Raw genomic sequence first — 19677 nt, forward strand, 5'->3', positions numbered from 1 at the left:
GTCGAATAGCGGCGTGAGCCGTGCAGACCCGCCCGTCATTTTCCGGTAAGAGGAGCGGGATACGACATTCCCTGTGGAGCAAGACCGACCAAAATAATTGGCGCATCCGGCAGGGTTCCACTGCCATCCTTCCGGATGTTTCGAATTGCCGTATCCGCGCTTGCGTGCCGGCCGGCCGCGCGGGACACTCCGCACAGGATGAAGCCATGGCTGTGTGTCCTAAGTCGCCGTCTTCCTCTGGAAGAAGCACCGCCTTCATGGTCCGGCTTCGCTGTTCATGAGTTCGGGAACCGGGTGGCTCCCACCGCATTGTGGAAGACACGCACCCGCATGCGAGCCCTCTCTTCAAGGAAAAAGCTATGGCCAAGACCTCGAGCCGTTCGCAGGACAAGTCCGCGATGATCCATGACCAGAAGCTCGAACGCGGGGAGGGCGGTGAACTCCACCAGATTGCGGTAAGCGATGGACCGGTATTGACGACCGCGCAAGGTGCTCCCGTTTCGGACGACCACAACACCCTTAAGGTCGGCGAGCGTGGGCCTACATTGATAGAGGATTTTCATTTTCGCGAGAAGATCTTCCACTTCGACCACGAACGCATTCCCGAGCGCGTCGTGCATGCTCGCGGCTATGGCGCGCACGGCTATTTCGAGACGTATGAATCGCTGGCAAAGTACACCCGCGCCGACATCTTCCAGCGCGCCGGCGAAAAGACGCCGGCCTTCGTGCGTTTCTCGACGGTCGCCGGCTCGAAGGGTTCGTTCGATCTTGCGCGCGACGTGCGCGGCTTCGCTGTCAAGCTCTATACGCAAGAAGGCAACTGGGACATTGTCGGCAACAACATGCCGGTGTTCTTCATCCAGGACGCCATACGCTTTCCGGACATGGTCCATGCCGTGAAGGAAGAACCCGACCGGGCGTTTCCGCAGGCGCAGTCAGCGCACGACAATTTTTGGGACTTTATTTCACTGACGCCTGAATCGATGCACATGATCATGTGGATCATGTCAGACCGGGCGATCCCGCGTTCGTTCCGCTTCATGGAAGGATTCGGAGTTCACACCTTTCGCTTCGTGAACGCCAAGGACGAGTCGACTTTTGTCAAGTTCCATTGGAAGCCCAAGTTCGGGCTCCAGTCGGTCGTCTGGAACGAAGCCGTGAAGATAAACGGCGCTGACCCGGACTTTCATCGCCGCGACTTGTGGCAAGCTATTCAAGCGGGCAATTTTCCCGAGTGGGAGCTGCGGGTGCAACTGTTCGACCAGGACTTCGCCGACAGCTTTGACTTCGACGTGCTGGACGCCACCAAGATCATCCCGGAGGAAATCGTGGAACCGATCCCGGTCGGGCGCCTCGTTCTCGACCGCATGCCAGACAACTTCTTTGCCGAGACCGAGCAGGTCGCGTTCATGACGCAGAATGTTCCGCCCGGCGTCGATTTTTCCAACGACCCGCTGCTGCAGGGCCGCAACTTCTCCTATCTCGACACCCAATTGAAGCGGCTGGGCGGTCCCAACTTCACGCACATTCCCATCAACGCGCCCAAATGCCCATTCCATCACTTGCAGCAGGACGGGCACATGGCAATGCGGAACCCGGTTGGCCGCGTAAATTATGAGCCGAATTCTTTCGGCGAAGGGCCACGTGAATCGCCGCACCGCGGATTTCGATCGTTCGCCGAAGCGGAAGACGGCCCGAAGGTGCGATTGCGCGCCGAAAGCTTTGCCGACCACTACAGCCAAGCGCGGCAGTTCTTCAACAGCCAGACCCCGCCCGAGCAGCGTCATATCGCCATGGCGCTGACCTTCGAGCTTTCCAAGGTTGAGACGCCGGTGATCCGCGAGCGGATGGTCTCGCACCTCCTGAACATCGATGTGGGGCTGGCCGAGACCGTTGCCGACAAGCTTGGCCTCAAGCAACTGCCAAAGGCCGCAGATGCCGCTGTCGCGCCTCGGGACGATCTTGAACCGTCGCCCGCGCTCAGCATCATCGAGAACGGGCCAGATAGTTTCGCCGGCCGCAAGGTAGGCGTGCTGATCAGTCCACGAGCCGATGCCGCCCTCTTCAAGAGGCTTCGGGCCGCGATTGAGAAGGAAGGCGCGGTAATGGAGGTCGTCGCGCCGAAGGTCGGCGGCGTCGAGGCCGCGGACGGAAGCTGGATTGAGGGACGCTATATGATAGACGGCGGTCCTTCGGTGCTGTTCGACGCCGTAGCGCTGGTCCTTTCCGAGGAAGGTGCTCAACGCCTGACGGATGAGGCCGCCGCGCGCGACTTCGTCGCCGACGCCTTTGCCCATTGCAAGTTCATCGCCTTCACCCCCGCCGCCGTTTCCCTGTTGCGGAAAGCGGGCGTCGATCCGGACGCGGACGAGGGCATGATCAACCTAGACGATCCAAAGGCGATCACCAGGTTCATAGAGTCGTGCCGCAAGCTTCGACTCTGGAGCCGGGAGATGGCGGTCAAACTGTAGCCGAGCCAACCTGGCGACGACGGGAATTTCTGATGCAGATCGTTCGAACCAAGGTAGCTGAGACGACCTCGCTTTCCGGAGAGCCGATCCTGCGGGTCCTGTCTTGTGGCGAAGGCAGTGACTGTGTCACGGTCGGCATGGCCAGCTGAACGAAAAGCGTCTGAAACGAGGTCGGGAGCGGACTGGGCAAACCGCCCAATCACGCAAGTCCAGAACGGCAGCTAAAAGCCCAGCGCTACTCAGAAGCGGACTGTCGGCGCCGGGCCCCGGATCAGCCGGAACGAATCCTTCCGAAGCGGAACGTCAAAGGAATCGTGTACGTCCCGATCGGGGTAGGAAGCGACCTGGCCGGTTTCGGGTGTTACCGCAGGAAAGCTGCCCTTCACTCACCCAAGGGCCGCCGGCAGTTTGCACCCCTCAGCATTCATCGCTAAGCGTTATGTCGGCGGTACCGCCGGCGTGAGCCCATGGCGGCGCATGATCTCGGCTATCTTGGCCCGGTCCGGTGAACAACCGGTGGCAGCGTTGAGAACCGCGAATGTCTCGCGGAAATATTCCGGGCCGATTGCGGCCGGAGTGATCACGCAGAGCGCCTTCACGTCGCGGCTGTCGTTATTATCGAACCGATGAACGGCACCTCGTGGAATGCATAGGGCTTGTCCGGGTCCGACATCGATCGCCTTTCCGTCAACCGTCCAGGTCAGCACGCCGTCAATTCCGTAAATCGTCTCTTCGTAGTGGTCATGGCTGTGTGCCGGAGCAGGCAGCCGCTGCCCGCCTGGGACATCAAGTTCAAAAGCTGCGATGCTGCCATTCGAACTTTCTCCGGTCAGCAGAAAGCGAACCGCGAGCCCCTTGGTGGCAATGGTTTCATCGGCGGGATTGACGTGAGGGTCCAAAGCGGCCTGTGACATTGCATCGCCTCCTGGGGTAAACTAAGTTTACTGATATAAGTAAATTCCATTTACCGAGAATGTCAATGATGCCGCCTTCGAAAAGTTTTCCGGTCGATGCAGAGGATATGCTGATCGGCGCTCTTTTGCGGGTCCCCGCCCAGGCGATTCATCGCCGGATTATCACGGAGCTCAACGCCGCCGGCTTCGACGACCTGCGCATGCCGCATATCGCGGTGCTGCAGTTTCCCGGGCCAGACGAGGTTCGCCCGGCCACGCTCGCCGAACGGGCGGGCATGAGCAAGCAGGCCATGAACCAGTTACTCGGGAGCCTTGAGGGTTTCGGCTATATTGTCCGAACCGACGCGCCAGGTGAAGGCGGTGCGCGCATTGTCCGCTTTACCCAGCGTGGACACGCAGCGTACGCAAAGATCGTCGACACACTGCGCGACATCGAGCGCGAGTGGAGCAATGAACTCGGATTCGAACGCTTCGTCCAGCTCAAGGCGCTGCTGATGGTTGTCTGGGAGAGTCCGCTGGTTCGCTAGCCGAAGCGCCTGGCGAGCCACCTGGTTTTCCGGCCGGTAGACGGCGGCGCGCAAAGTCGGACCTATCCGGCCCTTCGCGACATTCACAGAAGAAACAAGTATGGCCGAGAGCAGGTCGATTGGAGGACGGCGGCAATCCCGTGGGCCCACACTGAAACCGGACCGGCCGCGGTTAGGCCCGACCCTGCCGCTCGTGAACAACCGAGCTGGCGGCAAGTTTCGAGCGGTCGCACAGCACGTCGAACGGCGACAATGGGCTCGCGTGCGAAACTCCAGCGTTTCAGTTTGGCCGCCGAAACCAGATGAGGTGGATGGCTCCCGCATCCGGCATCTAAGTGCCAAACTGGGTTTGCCGTCAGGGCGACCCAAGCAAAGGAGCCATCCGCCATGCAGATTACCACTGTGGGCCTAGATCTGGCCAAACGCATTTTTCAGGTTCATGCCGTCGACACGTCTGGCGGCGTTGTTTTGCGCAAGGCACTGCGCCGATCGCAAGTTCTGCCCTTTTCAGCAGATTGCCATCCTGCCTGATCGGCATGGAAGCGTGTGGGACATCACATCATTGGGCGCGCGAGTTGACGAAGCTGGGCCATGAGGTCCGTCTGATGCCACCGATCTACGTCAAACCCTATGTGAAGCGCGGCAAGAATGATGCAGTGGATGCAGAAGCGATCTGCGAAGCGGTGACACGTCCCACCATGCGTTTTGTTTCTATGAAGTCGGCCGACCAACAGGCGGCCCTGTCTCTTCACCGGACACGCAACCTCCTGATCAAGCAGCGTACGCAGCTCGTAAACATGATCCGCCGCGGCCTGGCCGAATTCGGCGTCAATATCCCGGAAGGTCTGGAGCGAGCCCTTGGTCTGGCGCGCAAGATTACCGCGAAGGAAACGACGCCGGATGTGCCGGCCGTGGCAATGCACGTTCTTGGCCTTCTTTGCGATCAAGTGCTCGACACCCACGCCCGTCTCCAGGTGATCGACCGATCGATCCTCGTGCTGCAAAGATCTGATGAGGTGGCACGACGTCTATCGACCGTTCCTGGCATCGGTCCTGTCGGCGCTACAGCATTGGCGGCTTCGGTCGCCGATCCAAGGCAATTCCGTTCGGGCCGAGAATTTGCCGCCTGGCTTGGGCTTACACCTTCGCAGAACTCGAGTGGCGGTAAGAATCGGCTCGGCCACATCACCAAGATGGGTGATCGATATCTGAGAAAGCTCCTGGTGGTCGGCGCGACGTCGTTGATCCGCGGTGCTAAGTACAAGCCAGAGACAGCCGATCCTCGGCTTGTCGCCTTGCTCGCCAGGAAACCCGTGCGAGTTGCGAGCGTGGCCATGGCAAACAAGATGGCCCGAGTAGTCTGGGCAATCATGACCCGCGGCGAGACATACCAAGCCCGCCATGTCCCAACACTCGTGGCGTAAAGCTGAAACAAAAATAGTTCGAGCCGATCCACCGGCTCCATGAGGTTGTAAGAGCGAAGCGAAGTGATGGCGATACCGGTCAGGCCGGGAACAAGGACAACCCACGGACAGTCCGAGGCGCGACAGCCTGAGAACCAGATTGGGACCTCGTTCGCCGACCCCATCAGGGCCAGCAGTCTCTCATGGCTGCATCAACAGGCCGGACAGAAGACTGCACCCGACCAGTGCGCCGAAACATCGAAATTGCCTCTTGCAACGCGGGAGCCATCCACAGAGGACCGTCCGCAGTCGGCCCCGACCCTGCCGTTTGGCGGAACCGACGATGGCAAGTTTTGACGCCGACGGAGGCCTCAAATAAGAGGTCGTCAGCCGACTGACGCTTTACTGAATTTCTCACCAAACGGCCGGCAAGCGGTCCCTCCTGCTGGGCGGTACCTACCTTCATGAAAGATAGCTCTTCAGGATCGACGCGCCGAGCGTGTATTTCGGGTCCACCATGTTGCCCAGTCTGACACGGCCGACCTGGGTCAGCAGCATATAGGCATCAAGCTCGCTGAATTTGTAGTCGGCCGCCATCCAACGGACCAACTCGCGATAGGCAATGCGCGCAGCATCTTCCATCGGGCGTCCCGAACCGATGGTCATGATGACCCTTTCGTTCTCGAGTCGAACCCACTTGAAATTCCAGTTTTTGATTAGGTCGATCTGTACGGTCGTGACCGTCGGATGCTCGATAGCGACGCCGCAAAGTTCCCCATCACCCTGGTTTGCATGGCAATCGCCGAGATAGAGCAGGCCGCCAGGTGCATTGACGGGCAGATAGACCACCGCGCCCGGCGCGACGTCCGGCAGGTCCATGTTGCCGCCATAGTAATCCGGCTGCAGTGCCGAGATGGCCTCTATTTCGGGAGACGTGCCGATGGTCCCGATGAATGGCTCGTAGGGAATTGTGATCTTGTCGTTCCAAGTCACGCCCTTGACGGCATCGATGTGAACCTTCTTGACCCGCTCGGGCAACGGAGTGTTCAACACGGCCGTATCGCCAGTGCCGACCAGGCCGCCAAATTCTGGAATTAGGCAGGTGGTGCCGGAGGGTTGGGGACCGCGCGGGCGAACTTCCTTGATGTAGACAGCTAAACAGTCGCCCTTCTCGGCGCCATTCACATAGATCGGGCCGTTCTGCGGATTGAGGTAGGGGAAGTTGAGGATCTGGCTCGGTACGTCGGTTTCGCTCTTGATGGCACCCTCGAAAGCGTCATGGGTTTCCACGGAAACTTCCGAACCGGGATCGACACGAAGCACCGGCTCCACATAGGGACCGTAGACGTAATGATACTTCCCCTGATCGGCCTCCGTCATGGTGTGAATGCTGTGGGCCTTGCCTTTGGCCACGCCTCGCTTGGCCATGATTGAATTTTGAAGCCAGGACATCTGGTTTTCTCCTTGTTGCTCTCACCCGCCTATACGGCCAAGTACTTCCTGATGGCGTCGCGGTCCTCGAGCTCCTGCGGCGTTACGTGCGCGACGATGCGCCCCTTGTCCATGACGTAGCAGCGCTGAGCGAGGGCCTTGATCATGTCTAGATTTTGCTCGACGAACATGATCGTCATGCCGCTTTCCCGGTTCAGTTGCGTTATGATGCGGCCGATATCCTGGACAATGGACGGCTGGATACCTTCGGAGGGCTCGTCGAGCAGCAAGAGTTTCGGCGAGCCGACAAGGACGCGCCCAATGGCGAGCTGCTGCTGTTGGCCGCCTGACAGCGTCCCGGCCTGCTGACGAGTTCGTTCCTTCAGGATCGGGAAAAGACTGTAGATGCGTTTATAGACATCGGCAGAGATGCGTTCGCGCATCGACTCGCCGACTTGGAGGTTCTCGCGCACCGACAGGCGCGGAAAGACGTCACGGCCTTGCGGGACATAGCCGACGCCAAGCCGAGCACGGTGGAAGGGTGCGAGTCCGGTGAGTTCGGCCGAGCCCAGCCTTATTGTTCCCGCCGTGCTTTCGACCAGACCGATCAGGGCCTTCATCAAGGTGGTTTTGCCGACCCCGTTGCGCCCGATGACGGCGACGATTTCGCCTTTAGAAACGCTGAGGTCTATGCCTTGCAAGACGGGCTTACCCCCGTAGCCTCCTCGAAGGCCCTTAACGTCGAGCAAAGTCTCACTCATGGCTCTGCCCCAGATAGATGGCCGCGACCCGCTCGTCCGCAACGATCTCGTCGATTGTGCCTTCTGCGAAAATGCGCCCGAAGTGCAGCACCGATACACGGTCTGCCACCTGGCGGACAAAGGCCATGTCGTGCTCGACCGCAAGGACGGTCATGCCCTGCGCATTAAGTTGCTTGACGATTTCCCCGGTCCGGAAAGTCTCGTCTGGAGACATACCGGCGGTTGGTTCATCGAGCAGCAGGAGCTTCGGCTTCAGCGAAATGGCCATGCCGATCTCGAGCCACTGTTTCATGCCGTGGCTGAGATTCCCGGCCTGCTGGTCGGCAGCTTCCGTGAGCTGCAGGAATTCCAGCAGCCGTTCGACTTCCAGGTCGAGATCGCGGGAGTCCAGCCTGTGCTGCAAGGCAATCTGCAGGTTCTGTCGCGTGCTCAGCGCCCCGAAGATGCCCGGTACCTGGAACTTGACGCTGATGCCCTGGTTGATGCGCTGGAATGGCTTCAGCCGGGTTATGTCCTTCTCGTCGAAAACGATCGTGCCGCTTGAAGGCGGGTACTCTCCCAGAAGCAGGCGGAAGAAAGTGCTCTTGCCGGCACCATTGGGGCCGATGAGACAATGAATCTTGCCCCGCTCAAGAGAGAAATTGACATCGGCGGTGACGTGCAAGCCGCCAAAGTGCTTGTTGAGGTTATGTGTTTGTAACAGGGTCACGGCCTATTTGCCCCCGTTCTTGCGGTCGAACAGGGAACCGAGCCATAGGCCGGCATTGGTGATCAAGCCCTTCGGAGCCATCAGGACCGTACAGACGAGCAATAGGCCCATCACCACGAGTGCATATTGGCTGCCGTAGATGGTCAGCGCCTGGAATACCGAAAGCACAACCAGCGTCCCGATCAGCGTCGCGGTGAGGTCCGACCTGCCGCCGACGGCGACCCAGATGATCGGCATCGCGGCGGCGGTGATGCCCATGCTGGACGGCGTGATGTATTGGCCCCAGCTTGTATAGAGGACGCCGCTCAGGCCGGCGAGGGCGGCGCCGATGACAAACCCGCCCAATTGGTATTTGCGGATATCGTAGCCGAGCATTTCGGCGCGCTGCGGGTTTTCGCGCAACGCCACCAGGACGTTGCCGAACCTAGAGTTAACGAGCACACGCAAGCCGAGATAGGTGACCACGAGAAGCCCGAGGACTACGTAATAGAGGCCGACGTCGGGGTAAAGGGAGATCCCGCCACCGAACCAGGGCAGGGTAAGTGCCGGCATTCCGCTCATGCCATTGAAGCCATTGAGGCGCGCTGAGCCAACCGTCCATTCCGGGCCGGCGGTCTGAGCCATGAACCGCTCGAGCGCCAAGGTCACCGACAGCGTGACGATGCCTAGGAACAGGCCGCTGATGCGCCCGAAGAAGAGGAAGTAGCCGAGCACGGCGGCAAACAGCGCGGCGATGGCCACGGCGAGCAGCACCGAAGCCAAACCGAAGCCGTAGGCAGTTCCGAAATTGATGGTCAGAATGCCGTAGCTGTAGCCGGCGACCCCGAAGAATGCGGTCTGGCCAAACGACAGCGATCCGCCATATCCCCAGATCAAACTAAGGCCCAGCGCCATGAACGTCCAGTTTAGGAAGTAGACGTTATTGCCGACATCATAGCCGTCTGCGAAAAGGGGGTAGGCGAGGGCGATAGCCAGGACGACCACGAAGGCGGACCAGAACGTCGGGCCTTTGCCCATGGTCTGCGGCCCTTCCAGTCGCTTCAAAATCTGTGACAATGTCATTGTTGCTTACGCCCGATCTTTCAGGATGAAGCCCGTGATACCTTTCGGCAGCAGGCGGATCACGAGAATGACGGCAAGGAGAAGGCCGATCTGGCCAGCCAACTGACCCTGCCAGGAAGTCAACGAGGCCTTGACGACCGCAAGCAACGCAGCCGCTGGCGCGGTGCCGAGGAACACGTCCGCGCCGCCGACGACGACCGTGACGAAAGCTTCCATGAGAAATGTCGTGCCCATTGTCGGGATCATCGTCATGGTGGGCGCGTAGATGCCCCCGGTAAGCCCCGCAAGGGCCGCGCCGATTCCAAAGGTGAGGGCGTAGACGCGGCCGGTATCAACGCCAAGTGCATTGGCCATGTGAGGCGCTTGTATGGTGGCCCGCGCGAGTACGCCGAAGCGGGTCTTGTTGAACACCACATAAAGCAGTAGCAGCACCGCCAACGCGGTCGCCATCAGGACGAGGCGATAGTAGGAGAACGACAGCGTTCCAATCGTGAAACTGCCGAGCGGCGTTCCGACGCCTCGCATTGTTGGGCCGAAAAGGATCAGCGTGCCTTGCGAGGCGATGAGGCTGACACCCCACGTCGCCAGGATGGAATCGAGCGGGCGGGCGTAGAGCCTGCGCACAATGACCCGCTCGATGATCATGCCGACAAGGCCGGCGAAGAGACTGCCGCAGGTGATTGCCAACGGCAGCGGCAGACCCCAGTTGACCGCGAATACGGTCATGTAGGCCCCGCACATAATGAACTCGCCATGCGCGAGGTTGATGACGCCCATCATGCCGAAAATCACGGCGAGACCACAGGCGGAAAGGACCAGGAACGCGAATGCGTCGCCGAACTGGTAGGCCGACGAAACGATTGCTGTCATGAACTCCATGGGTGGCTCCGGCAGGGCAGGCGAAAGGCGGGCGGGCCAGTGTTGCCCGCCCGGTACATTGAGGCTTACTGTTTCGGCGGAGGATTGGATGGCGTATACTGCGCCATCGGGTCCGATTTCGTCAGATCGCAGCCGGCCTCGCCGAGCCAATAGGGCTTGATGTCGTCCCAGACCTTCGGGAAGTCGATCGAGTGGTCCTTGTTGACATGCGCGAGGTAGATCGTGTGCGACATGTGCTGGCTCTTCGGGTCGAGGCAAGTATTGCCGGACGGGCCCTCGAAGCAGACATCGCCCTGCGCGATGACCTTGCGCAGATCGTCACGCTTGGTTGAACCATCCGCCCGCTCGACCATCTGCTTGTAGAGGTTCATGGCGATGTAGGAATTCGCCGCTTCCTGGTTGACGTACGGCTCGTCCGGGTATTTCGCGTGGAACTTCTCCAGGAACGCTTTGCTGGCGGGCGTGTCGACTTCCTCGATGTAGTTGGTCGTCACGTACATGTCGGCGAGGCTGGGCGGGGTGAAACGCTTATGTTCGTATCCCTGGCCAACGTTAACCGAGGAAGCCATGGGCAGGCCGAGATTGGCCGAGGCCGCTTGTTCATAATAGGAGGCCTGTGCTGCCCCAACGAGCAGGGTGACGACAAAGCCGGGCTTTGCTTTCTGGATGTTCTGAATCGTCTGAGAAAATTGCGAGACACCGAGCGGGATAAACTCCTCGCCGACCATCTCGCCACCGTTCTCCTTGACGATGTTACGGACCCATTCCGCAGAGATCTGGCCGAAGTTATAGTCCGCCGCGATCGTGTAAACGTTCTTTCCGTACTTCTCCATCATCCATGGGATCAGGGTCGAGAACTGCTGCTCTGGCACCGCACCGGTCACGATCATGTGGGAATCGCAGACGCCGCCCTCATACTGATTGTTGTAGAAGGCCAGTCCGTCGAGCTGATCGACGATCGGACGGTAGGCTTCGCGCGAGGCAGACGAAAACCCGGCAAAGACGACGTCGACCTTATCGCGCTGAAGCACGCGGCGCATGAATTCCTGATACCGATTGTTGTCGGATTGGGTGTCGTAAACAACCAATTCGATCTGGCGACCGGCAATACCGCCTGCCTTGTTGATCTCCTCGGTCGCTAGCTCGATGGCATGAACCTTGCCGATCGTCGCGGCTGCAAAGTCGCCTGACTGATCCTCAAGCACGCCGATCTTGATGGGGTCGGCAGCGAAGGCCGCGCCCGATAGGGCGAAGGCGCAAGCCAACGTCCCTGCCTGTAACCATCTTACCGTCATTTCATTTCTCCTCCGGTTAGCGTTTTCTTGCGTAAGTTCTGTTTGTCCCGACAGGCGTTTGGGGCTCATCCAATTCGGGACCGACTGTCTGGATGAACCTTTCGCAGAAATCCTCCAGGCTCTGACGGGTGCGCATGCTCTCGCGACGCAACTGGTCATAGGCGGCTGCATAGTCGCCTCCGGTGCGCTGCATCACGATCAGCACTGCCTGAACCAGACTTTTGCGCAGGAGGCGACGCCGCTCGTGCTCCTCCAATCGATCGGCCAGGTAGCGACGGCGACGAAACTCGTTGATGCCCACAAAAAGCGCAGAATAGACTGCGGCCCTGTGCACGGGCTTTCGCAAGGTCGCCGTGGCTCCAAGCTGCATCAGCGAGCGAAGCCGGCTGGGCGCCTCCACGCCGATCATGCCGACGACGGGCAGGCATCGGCTTGGCTCGAATGTGCCGGTCTCAACTGTGACATTAAGATCTGAGTCGATGAACAGCACATCCTTGTCGTCAGGATCTATGTGCAACTTGCCTTCGCCCATCTCGGCTGTGCAGAAGGAGACGCCGAGCTTGGTCAGCATGTCCTGAAGTTGCTCGACAGCGGCCGGCTGCTCGGTGGCGATAGTGGCGTGGTAACCTATGAAGTTCTGGATGATCCGCGGCTCGCTCATTTGACAGCCCTCAGCTTCGGAGCGCTGCTGCGCATCGCATAGCGAGGCGTCGTTTGCACGAGATAGGGGTCTGGCCGGACAGGCTGGTTCGCTTCCCACAGGACTTCAAACTGCCCCGACGCGCTCGATTTGCCGATCCGAGGTGTAAGGAACGCGTGGTTGGTCGCGCCGTCTATGCTAACCCTGCCTTGTGGCGCATCGACAGACAGGCTGGGCAAGGCGTTACGCACCGCATTCACGTCGTCAGAATCGGCCGCTGCGATTGCTGCTGCAAGCATTTTGACCGCAACATAGGAAGCTTCAGCGTCCGCCGATGCGGCCGAGCTTGAGGGCCACCGCTTTCGGTACGCCGATGTGAAGCGCTGATTGGCCGGCGTGTCTATGGACGAAAAATAGACACTGGAACTGATATGGCCATCCATGGCGAGCGTGCCGATCTCCCCCAACTCCGGCTCGGAAAGACTGCAACTCACCACGGGCATCACCGCAGGCTGATCGATGCCGCTCTCCTCACAAACAGCTCGGAAGCTTCGGAAAAAATGATAGGCACTCGTTCCAATCAACGTGTTGAAGATGAAATCTGGCTTTGCCTCGAGGATCGCGGTAATGGTTTTGGAAAGGTCGGTATCGCCAACCGCAAAGTAGCGCTCAGCCATCACGGTTCCCCCGCCGGCCGACAGGGCCTCCCGCAGGATGCGGTTGTTTTCCCACGCCCAGATGTAGTTCGAGCCGATGCAGTAGGCGCGCTTGCCCATGTTGGCGAGCAAGAACTCGATCAGCGGAATGATATGCTGATTGGGCGCTGCACCGGTGTAGACGACGTTCGAGGAGCTTTCGAAGCCCTCATAGTGTGAAGGATACCAGAGCAGTGCGTCATATTTCTCGAAAAGCGGAATAACGTCCTTGCGGCTGGACGAAGTATAGCAGCCGACCACGTGGTGCACGCCATGCTTGCTTAGGAGATCGGAACTCGAATGCGCGTATTGCGCCAACGAGCCAACTGGATCGGCGACGACGGGCGATAGAGCAAACGGATAACCTGACGACGCCCTAATTTCGTCAAACGCCAGCATCGCACCATTGAACATGGAGCGCGACACGACCCCGTATGGACCGCTTTGCGAAAACAGAACGCCAATTTCGTATTGCGCTTTTGCCATGACCTCCCCTCAAAGCAAAAAGTGCCCAGCAGTTGGCACTGTGGGCACTCTTGCCATCAATATGTCATGCAAACTTTGCGCCGCTCGGGCTCACTTGCCCAGCGCATCTTCATAGTTCAATGAAACATTGGAAGTGTCAAGCGCCGGTGCATTAGGGAGAGGTGTTTATACCACATACGCCGGTTGGTCACGCCGATACAATGATCCTAAGTGCTGGAAAAGGCGGGACCGCCGTGCGGCGTTTTAGGCCGTACGGAGCGGCGAAACCGAGGTTGTGGGTTCCAGCTGAAGTGCGACTTCGCAGCCGGGGCTGCGTTGCGGCTTCATCGGATTGACGCCATCATCTTCTGTCGGAACACGTCCGCGGGCGCCTTGAGGCCGAGGCATTTGCGAGGTGTCGAGTTAGGGTGGACGCAGATTTGGTGAAGATCCCGGTTGTTGAACGACGACGGATCGGTATTCCGTGACAACCAACATCGTGCTCATCGATTGGTGTTTTCGATGGTACCTTTCTGCCAGGGCGCCTTGGGGGTCGCAGAACCATGTCCGAGCGCCCAACTCGGCTTGCACATAAGTCCAGTCGGTGAACTCGATACCGCCGTCGAACGTGATTGATCGTCGCGCCGGTTGAGGCTGGGAGCCGAGAACGTTGATCAGCCCCACCCTTGACCGATCGTGCCTGACGGTTGTTGTTGCGCAGGAAGATGGTAAAGCGGCTGACCCGTTCGATGAGCGAAGTGCCATTCACTTTCCCAAACTTCTTTCTGAATTTGGATCACCTCGCACTCCCAATGGCCGAGCTGCCGTCGGCTCGAACGATGTCCGGACGGTATAAAATGCTCAATTCCGGGCCGAATCTACGGTTAGGCGCCGTCTGGCATGACGCGGTCGGCGCGACGCGCGTCTCTCGGGGAGAGAGCGCCACAGCTTTATCTGCTGACCATCGGACGAATAGGCGAAGCGGTAGATCGTGTCGTGACAGACGCGGACACTGTTGTGCTCATAAACCAATCGACCGGCGATCTGCTCCGGCGGCCAGCCGCGAAGGCGACGACGAGATCGGCGCGCGTTGGCGGCAACGTTACCCGGAGAGCGCCGGATTACGAGACCGCGAATTCCTCGTGCGTCCGCAGGAAGCGCAGAAAATCCTCTCCGCCGAGGATAAGGTCGCGTTCCATCGCGGTGCGCGCCTTGGCGGCGTTTCTCTCCTGCAAAGCCGAGATCACGTGCTGGTGCTCGGCTGCGCCCACATATTTGTGCTCGCCTTCGCGGCACCGAGCACATCGGCTTCACCGTGCCCAATCTGGACGAGGCCGTCGATTTCTTCGTCAACATCATCGGCTGCGAGCCGTTCTATGAACTCGGCCCCTTCCAGTCGATCGGCGCTGGATGCAGACGCAGCTCAATCTCCACCCCGGCGCCGTCATGAAGCGGCTGAAGTTCTTGCGATGCGGCAACGGCTCTAACTTCGAGATATTTGAATATTCGGCCCCGGACCAGCGTCTCGAGCAACCGGAGAACAGCGACATCGGCGGCATCATCTGGCCTTCTATGTGGACGACATCCACGAGGCTATCGCCTATCTGAGGGCGAACGGCGTTCGCGTGCTAGGCGAACCGGTGGTTCGCGAGGAAGGCCGAGCGCCGGGCAGACCTGGATCTATTTCCTCACTCCATGGGGGATGCAGATGGAACTGGTATCCTGAACGGCAAAGCCTAGGAGCGGGGGAAGAGCCGGCTGCTTTGGCATCCGGCGGCGCCCGCGAAATAAGACAGGCCGAGCGGGTGCGAGGCGGCGACCGGTTCAGGAAAGGGAAAGCTTGGCCGCCCCTTCCTTTCAGAACTTGTCGACCAGCTCCTCCAAGCGCTTGACGATGACGTGACGCAAGGTTCCACGGCGGCGGAAAGATTGACACACTCGCCACGATGCTGACTACCGCTGCATGGCTCACCCGCAGGTGTCGGCGCCGGCGCGTCGGCACAATGTTGCCCTTCGCAGCTTCTGGCGTAGCGGCCGGCCATGCTGGCCGATGAGGCGTTGTTGGCACCGCGTTTCGTGTCGGCGATGGTGGTGCCCGACGTCGCCGCAGGCGCTTTGCCGGCGGACGCGCCAAAGTCGCGTATCGAGGTGGTGGTGCGCTGCGACGGACGGACTATCGTCAGCGGTGGCGTCGAGATGGACGCAGTGCTGAGCTCACGCGAGGCCTCGGAGGCACTAAAATGACCCTCGGTCCCCTGTGGCGTGAAAGCGTGGCTCGGGACGCCTACATCGATATGTGGAAGGGGTGTGCTCCGCTATCGCTGCTCGTGCAACGATGCACCTTCGCGGGCTTCTCTTTCAGCTTGTTGTTCGCCTGCAGTACCCTGCTTCAACTGCTCCTCCGCGGTATCGCGTGATCCTTGGAGGGGTTCTCTTTCAAAGCGCTCGTCATCTGACATAGCGGTTCTCCCTTTCTGACCGCACGGGCAGGAGCAAGCAATCGTTCCACGCGAAATCCGCCGGGCCAAAGTGAGACCGTCTCGCCCTGCGGTAAGCGAGCGAGGTCTTGCCCTAAGAGCTGGCCTCCTGCAGTGTGTTCTCAATCGCAGAAATATTTAGCTCCAGTGTCGCGACGCGCTGGAGGGTGCTTTGGCTCGGGATAGCACCTGTTACGGCTGCGGCGACCAAAAGCTTTTTTTGTTCATCACGCAGGAGTTTCGCCAGGCTTTCAAGGTGTTCACGCATAGATTGTGCCCCTTTTTAAGCGGTGCTGTATCTTCGCGAAGCCTGAGAGGCAAGCGGGAATGGGAAGCGGAGCATCAACCTCACGTTTGTCCCCGGGACCATCAGCCTATCGCACAATGGGCATGGGCAAATCGCCAGCAGTCGCTCCCTGATCAAAACTATCGACCTTTTTTGGCACCCTGGACCATCTGTAGAAGGCCGAGGACAATCAACGCTAACACGGTAGCAAGTACCGCGATCTGCCAGAATCCAAGTCCTACAGCTAGGCCGATGGCTCCCGCGAGCCACATCCCGGCGCCCGTCGTGAGGCCGTGTACCTCGCCTTTGGCGAAGAATATCAGGCCGGCTGCAAGGAAGGCTACCCCGGCCGTGGTGGCCTCGACCAGGCGAATTGGGTCAATCCGTATTTCCTGACCGGCGAACACGTTCAGATGGGTTATCTCGACGGTCAATATCGCAATAGCGGCAGTTGCCAAGCAGATAAGGATATGCGTTCGCAAGCCGGCGGGGCGATCCCGCCACTCACGTTCCATGCCCACGAACGACCCGAGCACCGCTGCTAGGATCAGCCTTCCAGCAATCACCGAAAACGGTAGCCATGTTTGCTGGCCAAACCTATCAACGAATTCTTCCATGAGCGAGAGAACGTCCCGCACGCTGCCCAGTTCCCATGGAAGCCTGGGTGATAGAAGATATGCCTGTGACGCGTGCTACCGAATTCACGCTGGCGCGCGGCCCGCCGCTACGTCGGCTGCGGCGCGGTCGTCAGGCATCGATAAATCCTGTTCTCGAGATCAGCTGCAACAAGCACTCCGCTCCCACCGACCTAGATACGCAACGAAAGTGGCATCAGGCCCGCGATCAAGCGCCTGTCAGACCGCAGCCTGGATGGCGTCTCGACCCGTCTCGCGTTCCACCAGGAACGCTTAAGGTCGGCGATGAAATAGGGTGGAGCAGTTTTCGCGGGGGGGGCGTACGAAATTTCTCAGGGTGGAGGTCGCCGAGGCTTAGTTCAAGAAAAGGCAAACACCTCGCTCTGACCATGCTCAGGTCTGAACGAAATAGGATAATCCGGCGTGGAGCAGTTAATTTGGCCAAGACTGCGGCCCGGGTTAGACCAACCAGGATGCGGTAGCACCCGCAATCAAAAGCCCGGCCGCTCAAGGAGAAGCGACCGGGCCGGGGGAAGTCCGGGACTAGCAGGTACCGGGCAGATCGATCTTATTCCGCATCGAACCGAAAGCAAATGGCCCTGCCATCAATCAAATTGCCGATGACGCCGGGCCACGCTGTCGCAGCGGGGCAATCTACCGGGCTAGGCAATGCTGATCGTACACCTGCCGCTTAGTTAAACGAGGCAAAAGGCTTATGAGGGTGATTCCTCCGACTTGGCATCCGGTGGGTCTGCCACTTCGACCTTCAAGAGTTTCACTTTGGCGTCAGAAAACGTCCGTCTCGCTGTCGAAATTATATCTTCGGCATGTTGAGCGCCAGAATACTCATTGTCGATCTCAACCAGGATGGCGAGGACGACCTCCACGGACTTCGTCAATGCTTCCTCCGGACCGCATAATTTCCGACCACCATAGCTCCACCGAGCACACAAACAACCGAAAGCATCATCACTGTGACGAATGTGCCTACCGGTGCGGGCGACCGCTATAAGTGCATCACCCAGGCTCTTCTTAGCGCGCATGCAATCTTTGATTGCAACTAGGTCCGCTGCGAGGTTTATGAAGCCCGGCACGGGAACTTTGGGCCTTTTTCGGTGTTGACGTATCGCCCTCATATTCCGGCTCTCCCGCTGGCCCCGGCCGGCGGGCTTTTTCGTTTACGCCCCCTCGGTAGCCAGCATCAAATTGTCTCGCTATAGTCCGTCGCGTAAATCCCAATCTGGAGGGCAACGTGAAAAAGAAGACCTATGAGAAGCCTGTGCTTCAGAAGCGCGAGAAGCTTGGTGCCGTGACGGCGGCGCCGGCCGGTTCCGGCGTACGCGAGACCTGATCTACGGCTTAAAAACCCTAGATCAGCCCGCTGGCCGAAAGGCTGGCGGGCTTTTTTATGCAAAGTGTCCTTTTTAAACGACGGTCCGTGTGGGCAGGTTTATCATTTCCTTCATCGACGGCATATGCCAAGGGCGCTGTCGGCTGTGAGCGACGATCGCGCTTCCGCCCCAACATGAAGGGAGGAAGCCATGAAAGGGCTCTTCATTTCATCGAAAGGCATAGCCTACCCCGAAGACCTGGAAATGCTGAGTTCCGTCTTCGATCACTTCTGCCGGGAACACCAGATCAAACCGCAGAGCTCAGAAGCCACTGAACTCGCTCGCGTGATCATATCGCTCTTTGAAGCGGGCCTCTGCGAGGAGGCCGCGATCTTGGTCATTCTCGACAGCATGAAGAACGGTACATTGACCCGGGCGGAACCGAACCTGGCGGCTCATTTAACCGACCCGCGCAACTGATGATGCGCCCTGTCGCCCGGATGCATGAGCGGTTGTCACCCGCTTTTACCTAGCGTGTCTCCATGGAGTGCCGCTTTTCGGTTGACGATGCTGCTGTGCTCCAATTTGGCTATTGTTGGGTTTGCGGCGGAGCGCACGCTAGGGTGCGTCTTTGCCGTTTCTGTCGGCACCCTCGTCCATGGTTCCTAGGATTGACGGTAGATACGCTAGGACAATCAGATACAGACCTAGCCCCCACCCCAAAAAGAAAGCAGCCGTTCCATCAAACGGAAATGGCTCGCTTTCGTAATAGCCGCCTTCGTGCTTGCTCAAATAACGTTGCGTATCAAGGGCACCATTCTGGTAACCGGCACCGTAGATCATCCCACCAGCGATAACCGCAACGAGAAGCAGAAGGATACCGATCAGGAAACGACTATATTCTTTGGGCTTTCGGTAGGCGAGAGTGGTCATTGCGACGACAAATGCAGCCGTCAATGACCAGAAGAAAGTCCCCATAGCGCCGCCCATTCTACAAGCCTCCCATAGTCGGGCACGCTTTCACTTTTCTATCCCGGACGCAATTGGTGATTGCGATGAGGTCTACCGCCAGTTCCGATCGGTCTTTCGGAACGAACTACGCCGGCCGGAGTTTGGGATCTATTCCATGACAGGCATGGCCTCCGCTACATGCTCGCCCGCTGATTGCGACCAGCGGGTTTTCATTTTTTTCGGTCTGTCCTATATCTGGCCTATGGCAATCGAAGTTCTCTTTGCTCTGATCTTGGGCGGCTATTTGGTGGTGACTGCGATCTATATTTGACGCCGGCACTGACAGCGCCCGCCGACTCTTAGGCCGGCGGGCTTTCTCTTCGACTAAGTACTCAGCCCGTCAGCACTTTTGGTCGGTGGTTTTCATCTGCCCCGGTGCGGCCGACTTGGTGTCCGTATCCTGCTGACCCGGCGCCGCTTCCTTTGCGCTGCCTGCCTGCTGTCCCGGAGCACAATCCTTGGCGGAATTAGCATTCGTTGAGTTCGTCTTGGTCGCATCGGTGTCCTGGTCGGTCGTCGTCTTCGGCATCGTCGTTGTGGTGGTTGTGGTGCTGGTCGTGCCGCTCGTGCTCGAGTTCGATTGAGCAAAGGCAAATCCGGACGAGAGGGCGATAATGGCTGCTGCGGTTAGGATGGTCTTCATAGCTTTCTCCTCGTTTGACGCGCTGAGTGCGCAGGATTTTCA

The 19677-nt window shown here is 59.1% G+C and carries 21 protein-coding genes and 2 pseudogenes; 8 read left to right on the forward strand and 15 right to left on the reverse strand.

The genetic code is table 11. From position 1 onward, the window contains the following. Window positions 1-359: 359 nt before the first annotated feature. The gene (gene katE, locus ACFOHJ_RS01595) at window positions 360-2471 is read left to right on the forward strand and encodes a catalase (RefSeq protein ID WP_378217789.1); all 2112 of its coding nucleotides are present in this window, start codon (window positions 360-362) and stop codon (window positions 2469-2471) included. 437 nt (window positions 2472-2908) lie between these two features. On the opposite strand, the gene ACFOHJ_RS01600 is transcribed toward katE, so the two are convergent. Then, complete coding sequence (locus tag ACFOHJ_RS01600; protein WP_378217791.1) at window positions 2909-3385, reverse strand: cupin domain-containing protein; 477 nt, start codon at window positions 3383-3385, stop codon at window positions 2909-2911. A gap of 65 nt (window positions 3386-3450) precedes the next feature. On the opposite strand from ACFOHJ_RS01600, the gene ACFOHJ_RS01605 reads away from it, so the two are divergent. Both ACFOHJ_RS01605 and ACFOHJ_RS01610 read left to right on the forward strand, forming a co-directional pair. After that, the gene (locus tag ACFOHJ_RS01605) at window positions 3451-3912 is read left to right on the forward strand and encodes a MarR family winged helix-turn-helix transcriptional regulator (protein WP_378217793.1); all 462 of its coding nucleotides are present in this window, start codon (window positions 3451-3453) and stop codon (window positions 3910-3912) included. A gap of 387 nt (window positions 3913-4299) precedes the next feature. Next, a pseudogene (locus ACFOHJ_RS01610) lies at window positions 4300-5336 on the forward strand (IS110 family transposase). A gap of 441 nt (window positions 5337-5777) precedes the next feature. Here the strand turns inward: ACFOHJ_RS01610 and ACFOHJ_RS01615 are convergent. The 10 genes and pseudogenes from ACFOHJ_RS01615 to ACFOHJ_RS01660 all read right to left on the reverse strand — a co-directional run bounded on the left by ACFOHJ_RS01615 (window position 5778) and on the right by ACFOHJ_RS01660 (window position 14523). After that, the gene (locus tag ACFOHJ_RS01615) at window positions 5778-6767 is read right to left on the reverse strand and encodes an acetamidase/formamidase family protein (RefSeq protein WP_378217795.1); all 990 of its coding nucleotides are present in this window, start codon (window positions 6765-6767) and stop codon (window positions 5778-5780) included. Window positions 6768-6796: 29 nt separating this feature from the next. Next, on the reverse strand, window positions 6797-7507 hold the full coding sequence (gene urtE / locus ACFOHJ_RS01620; protein WP_378217796.1) for an urea ABC transporter ATP-binding subunit UrtE: 711 nt from the start codon (window positions 7505-7507) through the stop codon (window positions 6797-6799). Further along, window positions 7500-8216 (reverse strand): ABC transporter ATP-binding protein, encoded by a 717-nt coding sequence (locus ACFOHJ_RS01625; protein ID WP_378217798.1) that lies wholly within the window; start codon window positions 8214-8216, stop codon window positions 7500-7502. Before ACFOHJ_RS01625 ends, urtE begins: the two co-directional genes overlap by 8 nt. 3 nt (window positions 8217-8219) lie before the next feature. Continuing rightward, a complete protein-coding gene (locus tag ACFOHJ_RS01630; protein ID WP_378217800.1) occupies window positions 8220-9278 on the reverse strand; it encodes a branched-chain amino acid ABC transporter permease in 1059 nt (352 codons plus the stop codon). Window positions 9279-9284: 6 nt separating this feature from the next. Further along, the gene (locus ACFOHJ_RS01635; protein WP_378217802.1) at window positions 9285-10157 is read right to left on the reverse strand and encodes an ABC transporter permease subunit; all 873 of its coding nucleotides are present in this window, start codon (window positions 10155-10157) and stop codon (window positions 9285-9287) included. A gap of 65 nt (window positions 10158-10222) precedes the next feature. Further along, complete coding sequence (locus tag ACFOHJ_RS01640; protein WP_378217804.1) at window positions 10223-11452, reverse strand: urea ABC transporter substrate-binding protein; 1230 nt, start codon at window positions 11450-11452, stop codon at window positions 10223-10225. Window positions 11453-11468: 16 nt separating this feature from the next. Beyond that, window positions 11469-12113, reverse strand: a complete 645-nt coding sequence (locus ACFOHJ_RS01645) for an ANTAR domain-containing response regulator (protein WP_378217806.1) — start codon at window positions 12111-12113, stop codon at window positions 11469-11471. Further along, the gene (locus ACFOHJ_RS01650) at window positions 12110-13273 is read right to left on the reverse strand and encodes a transporter substrate-binding domain-containing protein (RefSeq protein WP_378217808.1); all 1164 of its coding nucleotides are present in this window, start codon (window positions 13271-13273) and stop codon (window positions 12110-12112) included. The genes ACFOHJ_RS01645 and ACFOHJ_RS01650 overlap by 4 nt, the downstream gene beginning before the upstream one ends. Window positions 13274-13596: 323 nt before the next feature. Further along, window positions 13597-14326, reverse strand: a pseudogene (locus ACFOHJ_RS01655) (IS30 family transposase); the annotation flags it as partial. Between the two features lie 47 nt (window positions 14327-14373). Then, complete coding sequence (locus ACFOHJ_RS01660; RefSeq protein WP_378218090.1) at window positions 14374-14523, reverse strand: hypothetical protein; 150 nt, start codon at window positions 14521-14523, stop codon at window positions 14374-14376. 139 nt (window positions 14524-14662) lie between these two features. Between ACFOHJ_RS01660 and ACFOHJ_RS01665 the strand changes: the two genes are divergently transcribed. The 3 genes from ACFOHJ_RS01665 (at window position 14663) to ACFOHJ_RS01675 (ending at window position 15496) form a co-directional block, all read left to right on the forward strand. Further along, the gene (locus tag ACFOHJ_RS01665) at window positions 14663-14860 is read left to right on the forward strand and encodes a hypothetical protein (RefSeq protein WP_378217810.1); all 198 of its coding nucleotides are present in this window, start codon (window positions 14663-14665) and stop codon (window positions 14858-14860) included. Next, window positions 14815-15144 (forward strand): VOC family protein, encoded by a 330-nt coding sequence (locus ACFOHJ_RS01670; RefSeq protein WP_378218068.1) that lies wholly within the window; start codon window positions 14815-14817, stop codon window positions 15142-15144. Before ACFOHJ_RS01665 ends, ACFOHJ_RS01670 begins: the two co-directional genes overlap by 46 nt. Before the next feature lie 148 nt (window positions 15145-15292). Beyond that, a complete protein-coding gene (locus ACFOHJ_RS01675) occupies window positions 15293-15496 on the forward strand; it encodes a hypothetical protein (protein ID WP_378217812.1) in 204 nt (67 codons plus the stop codon). 327 nt (window positions 15497-15823) lie between these two features. On the opposite strand, the gene ACFOHJ_RS01680 is transcribed toward ACFOHJ_RS01675, so the two are convergent. Both ACFOHJ_RS01680 and ACFOHJ_RS01685 read right to left on the reverse strand, forming a co-directional pair. Beyond that, window positions 15824-15997 carry a hypothetical protein gene (locus ACFOHJ_RS01680; protein ID WP_378217815.1) on the reverse strand — a complete coding sequence of 58 codons (174 nt, stop codon included), beginning with the start codon at window positions 15995-15997 and terminating at the stop codon, window positions 15824-15826. Window positions 15998-16155: 158 nt separating this feature from the next. Continuing rightward, entirely contained in the window at window positions 16156-16653 is a 498-nt protein-coding gene (locus ACFOHJ_RS01685) for an MgtC/SapB family protein (protein ID WP_378217816.1), read from the reverse strand. A gap of 1249 nt (window positions 16654-17902) precedes the next feature. On the opposite strand from ACFOHJ_RS01685, the gene ACFOHJ_RS01690 reads away from it, so the two are divergent. Together ACFOHJ_RS01690 and ACFOHJ_RS01695 are read left to right on the forward strand one after the other, a co-directional pair. Beyond that, window positions 17903-18001, forward strand: a complete 99-nt coding sequence (locus ACFOHJ_RS01690; RefSeq protein WP_378217818.1) for a putative RiPP precursor — start codon at window positions 17903-17905, stop codon at window positions 17999-18001. A gap of 190 nt (window positions 18002-18191) precedes the next feature. Next, complete coding sequence (locus tag ACFOHJ_RS01695) at window positions 18192-18461, forward strand: hypothetical protein (RefSeq protein ID WP_378217820.1); 270 nt, start codon at window positions 18192-18194, stop codon at window positions 18459-18461. A 138-nt stretch (window positions 18462-18599) separates the two neighbouring features. Here the strand turns inward: ACFOHJ_RS01695 and ACFOHJ_RS01700 are convergent, their stop codons facing one another. Next, a complete protein-coding gene (locus ACFOHJ_RS01700; RefSeq protein ID WP_378217822.1) occupies window positions 18600-18971 on the reverse strand; it encodes a hypothetical protein in 372 nt (123 codons plus the stop codon). Window positions 18972-19332: 361 nt separating this feature from the next. Next, window positions 19333-19635: a hypothetical protein gene (locus ACFOHJ_RS01705; RefSeq protein WP_378217824.1), complete on the reverse strand. Its 303-nt coding sequence runs from the start codon at window positions 19633-19635 to the stop codon at window positions 19333-19335. Window positions 19636-19677 lie beyond the last annotated feature (42 nt).

The sequence above is a fragment of the Aquamicrobium soli genome (genome assembly GCF_042646345.1).
Classification (GTDB): domain Bacteria; phylum Pseudomonadota; class Alphaproteobacteria; order Rhizobiales; family Rhizobiaceae; genus Mesorhizobium; species Mesorhizobium soli_A.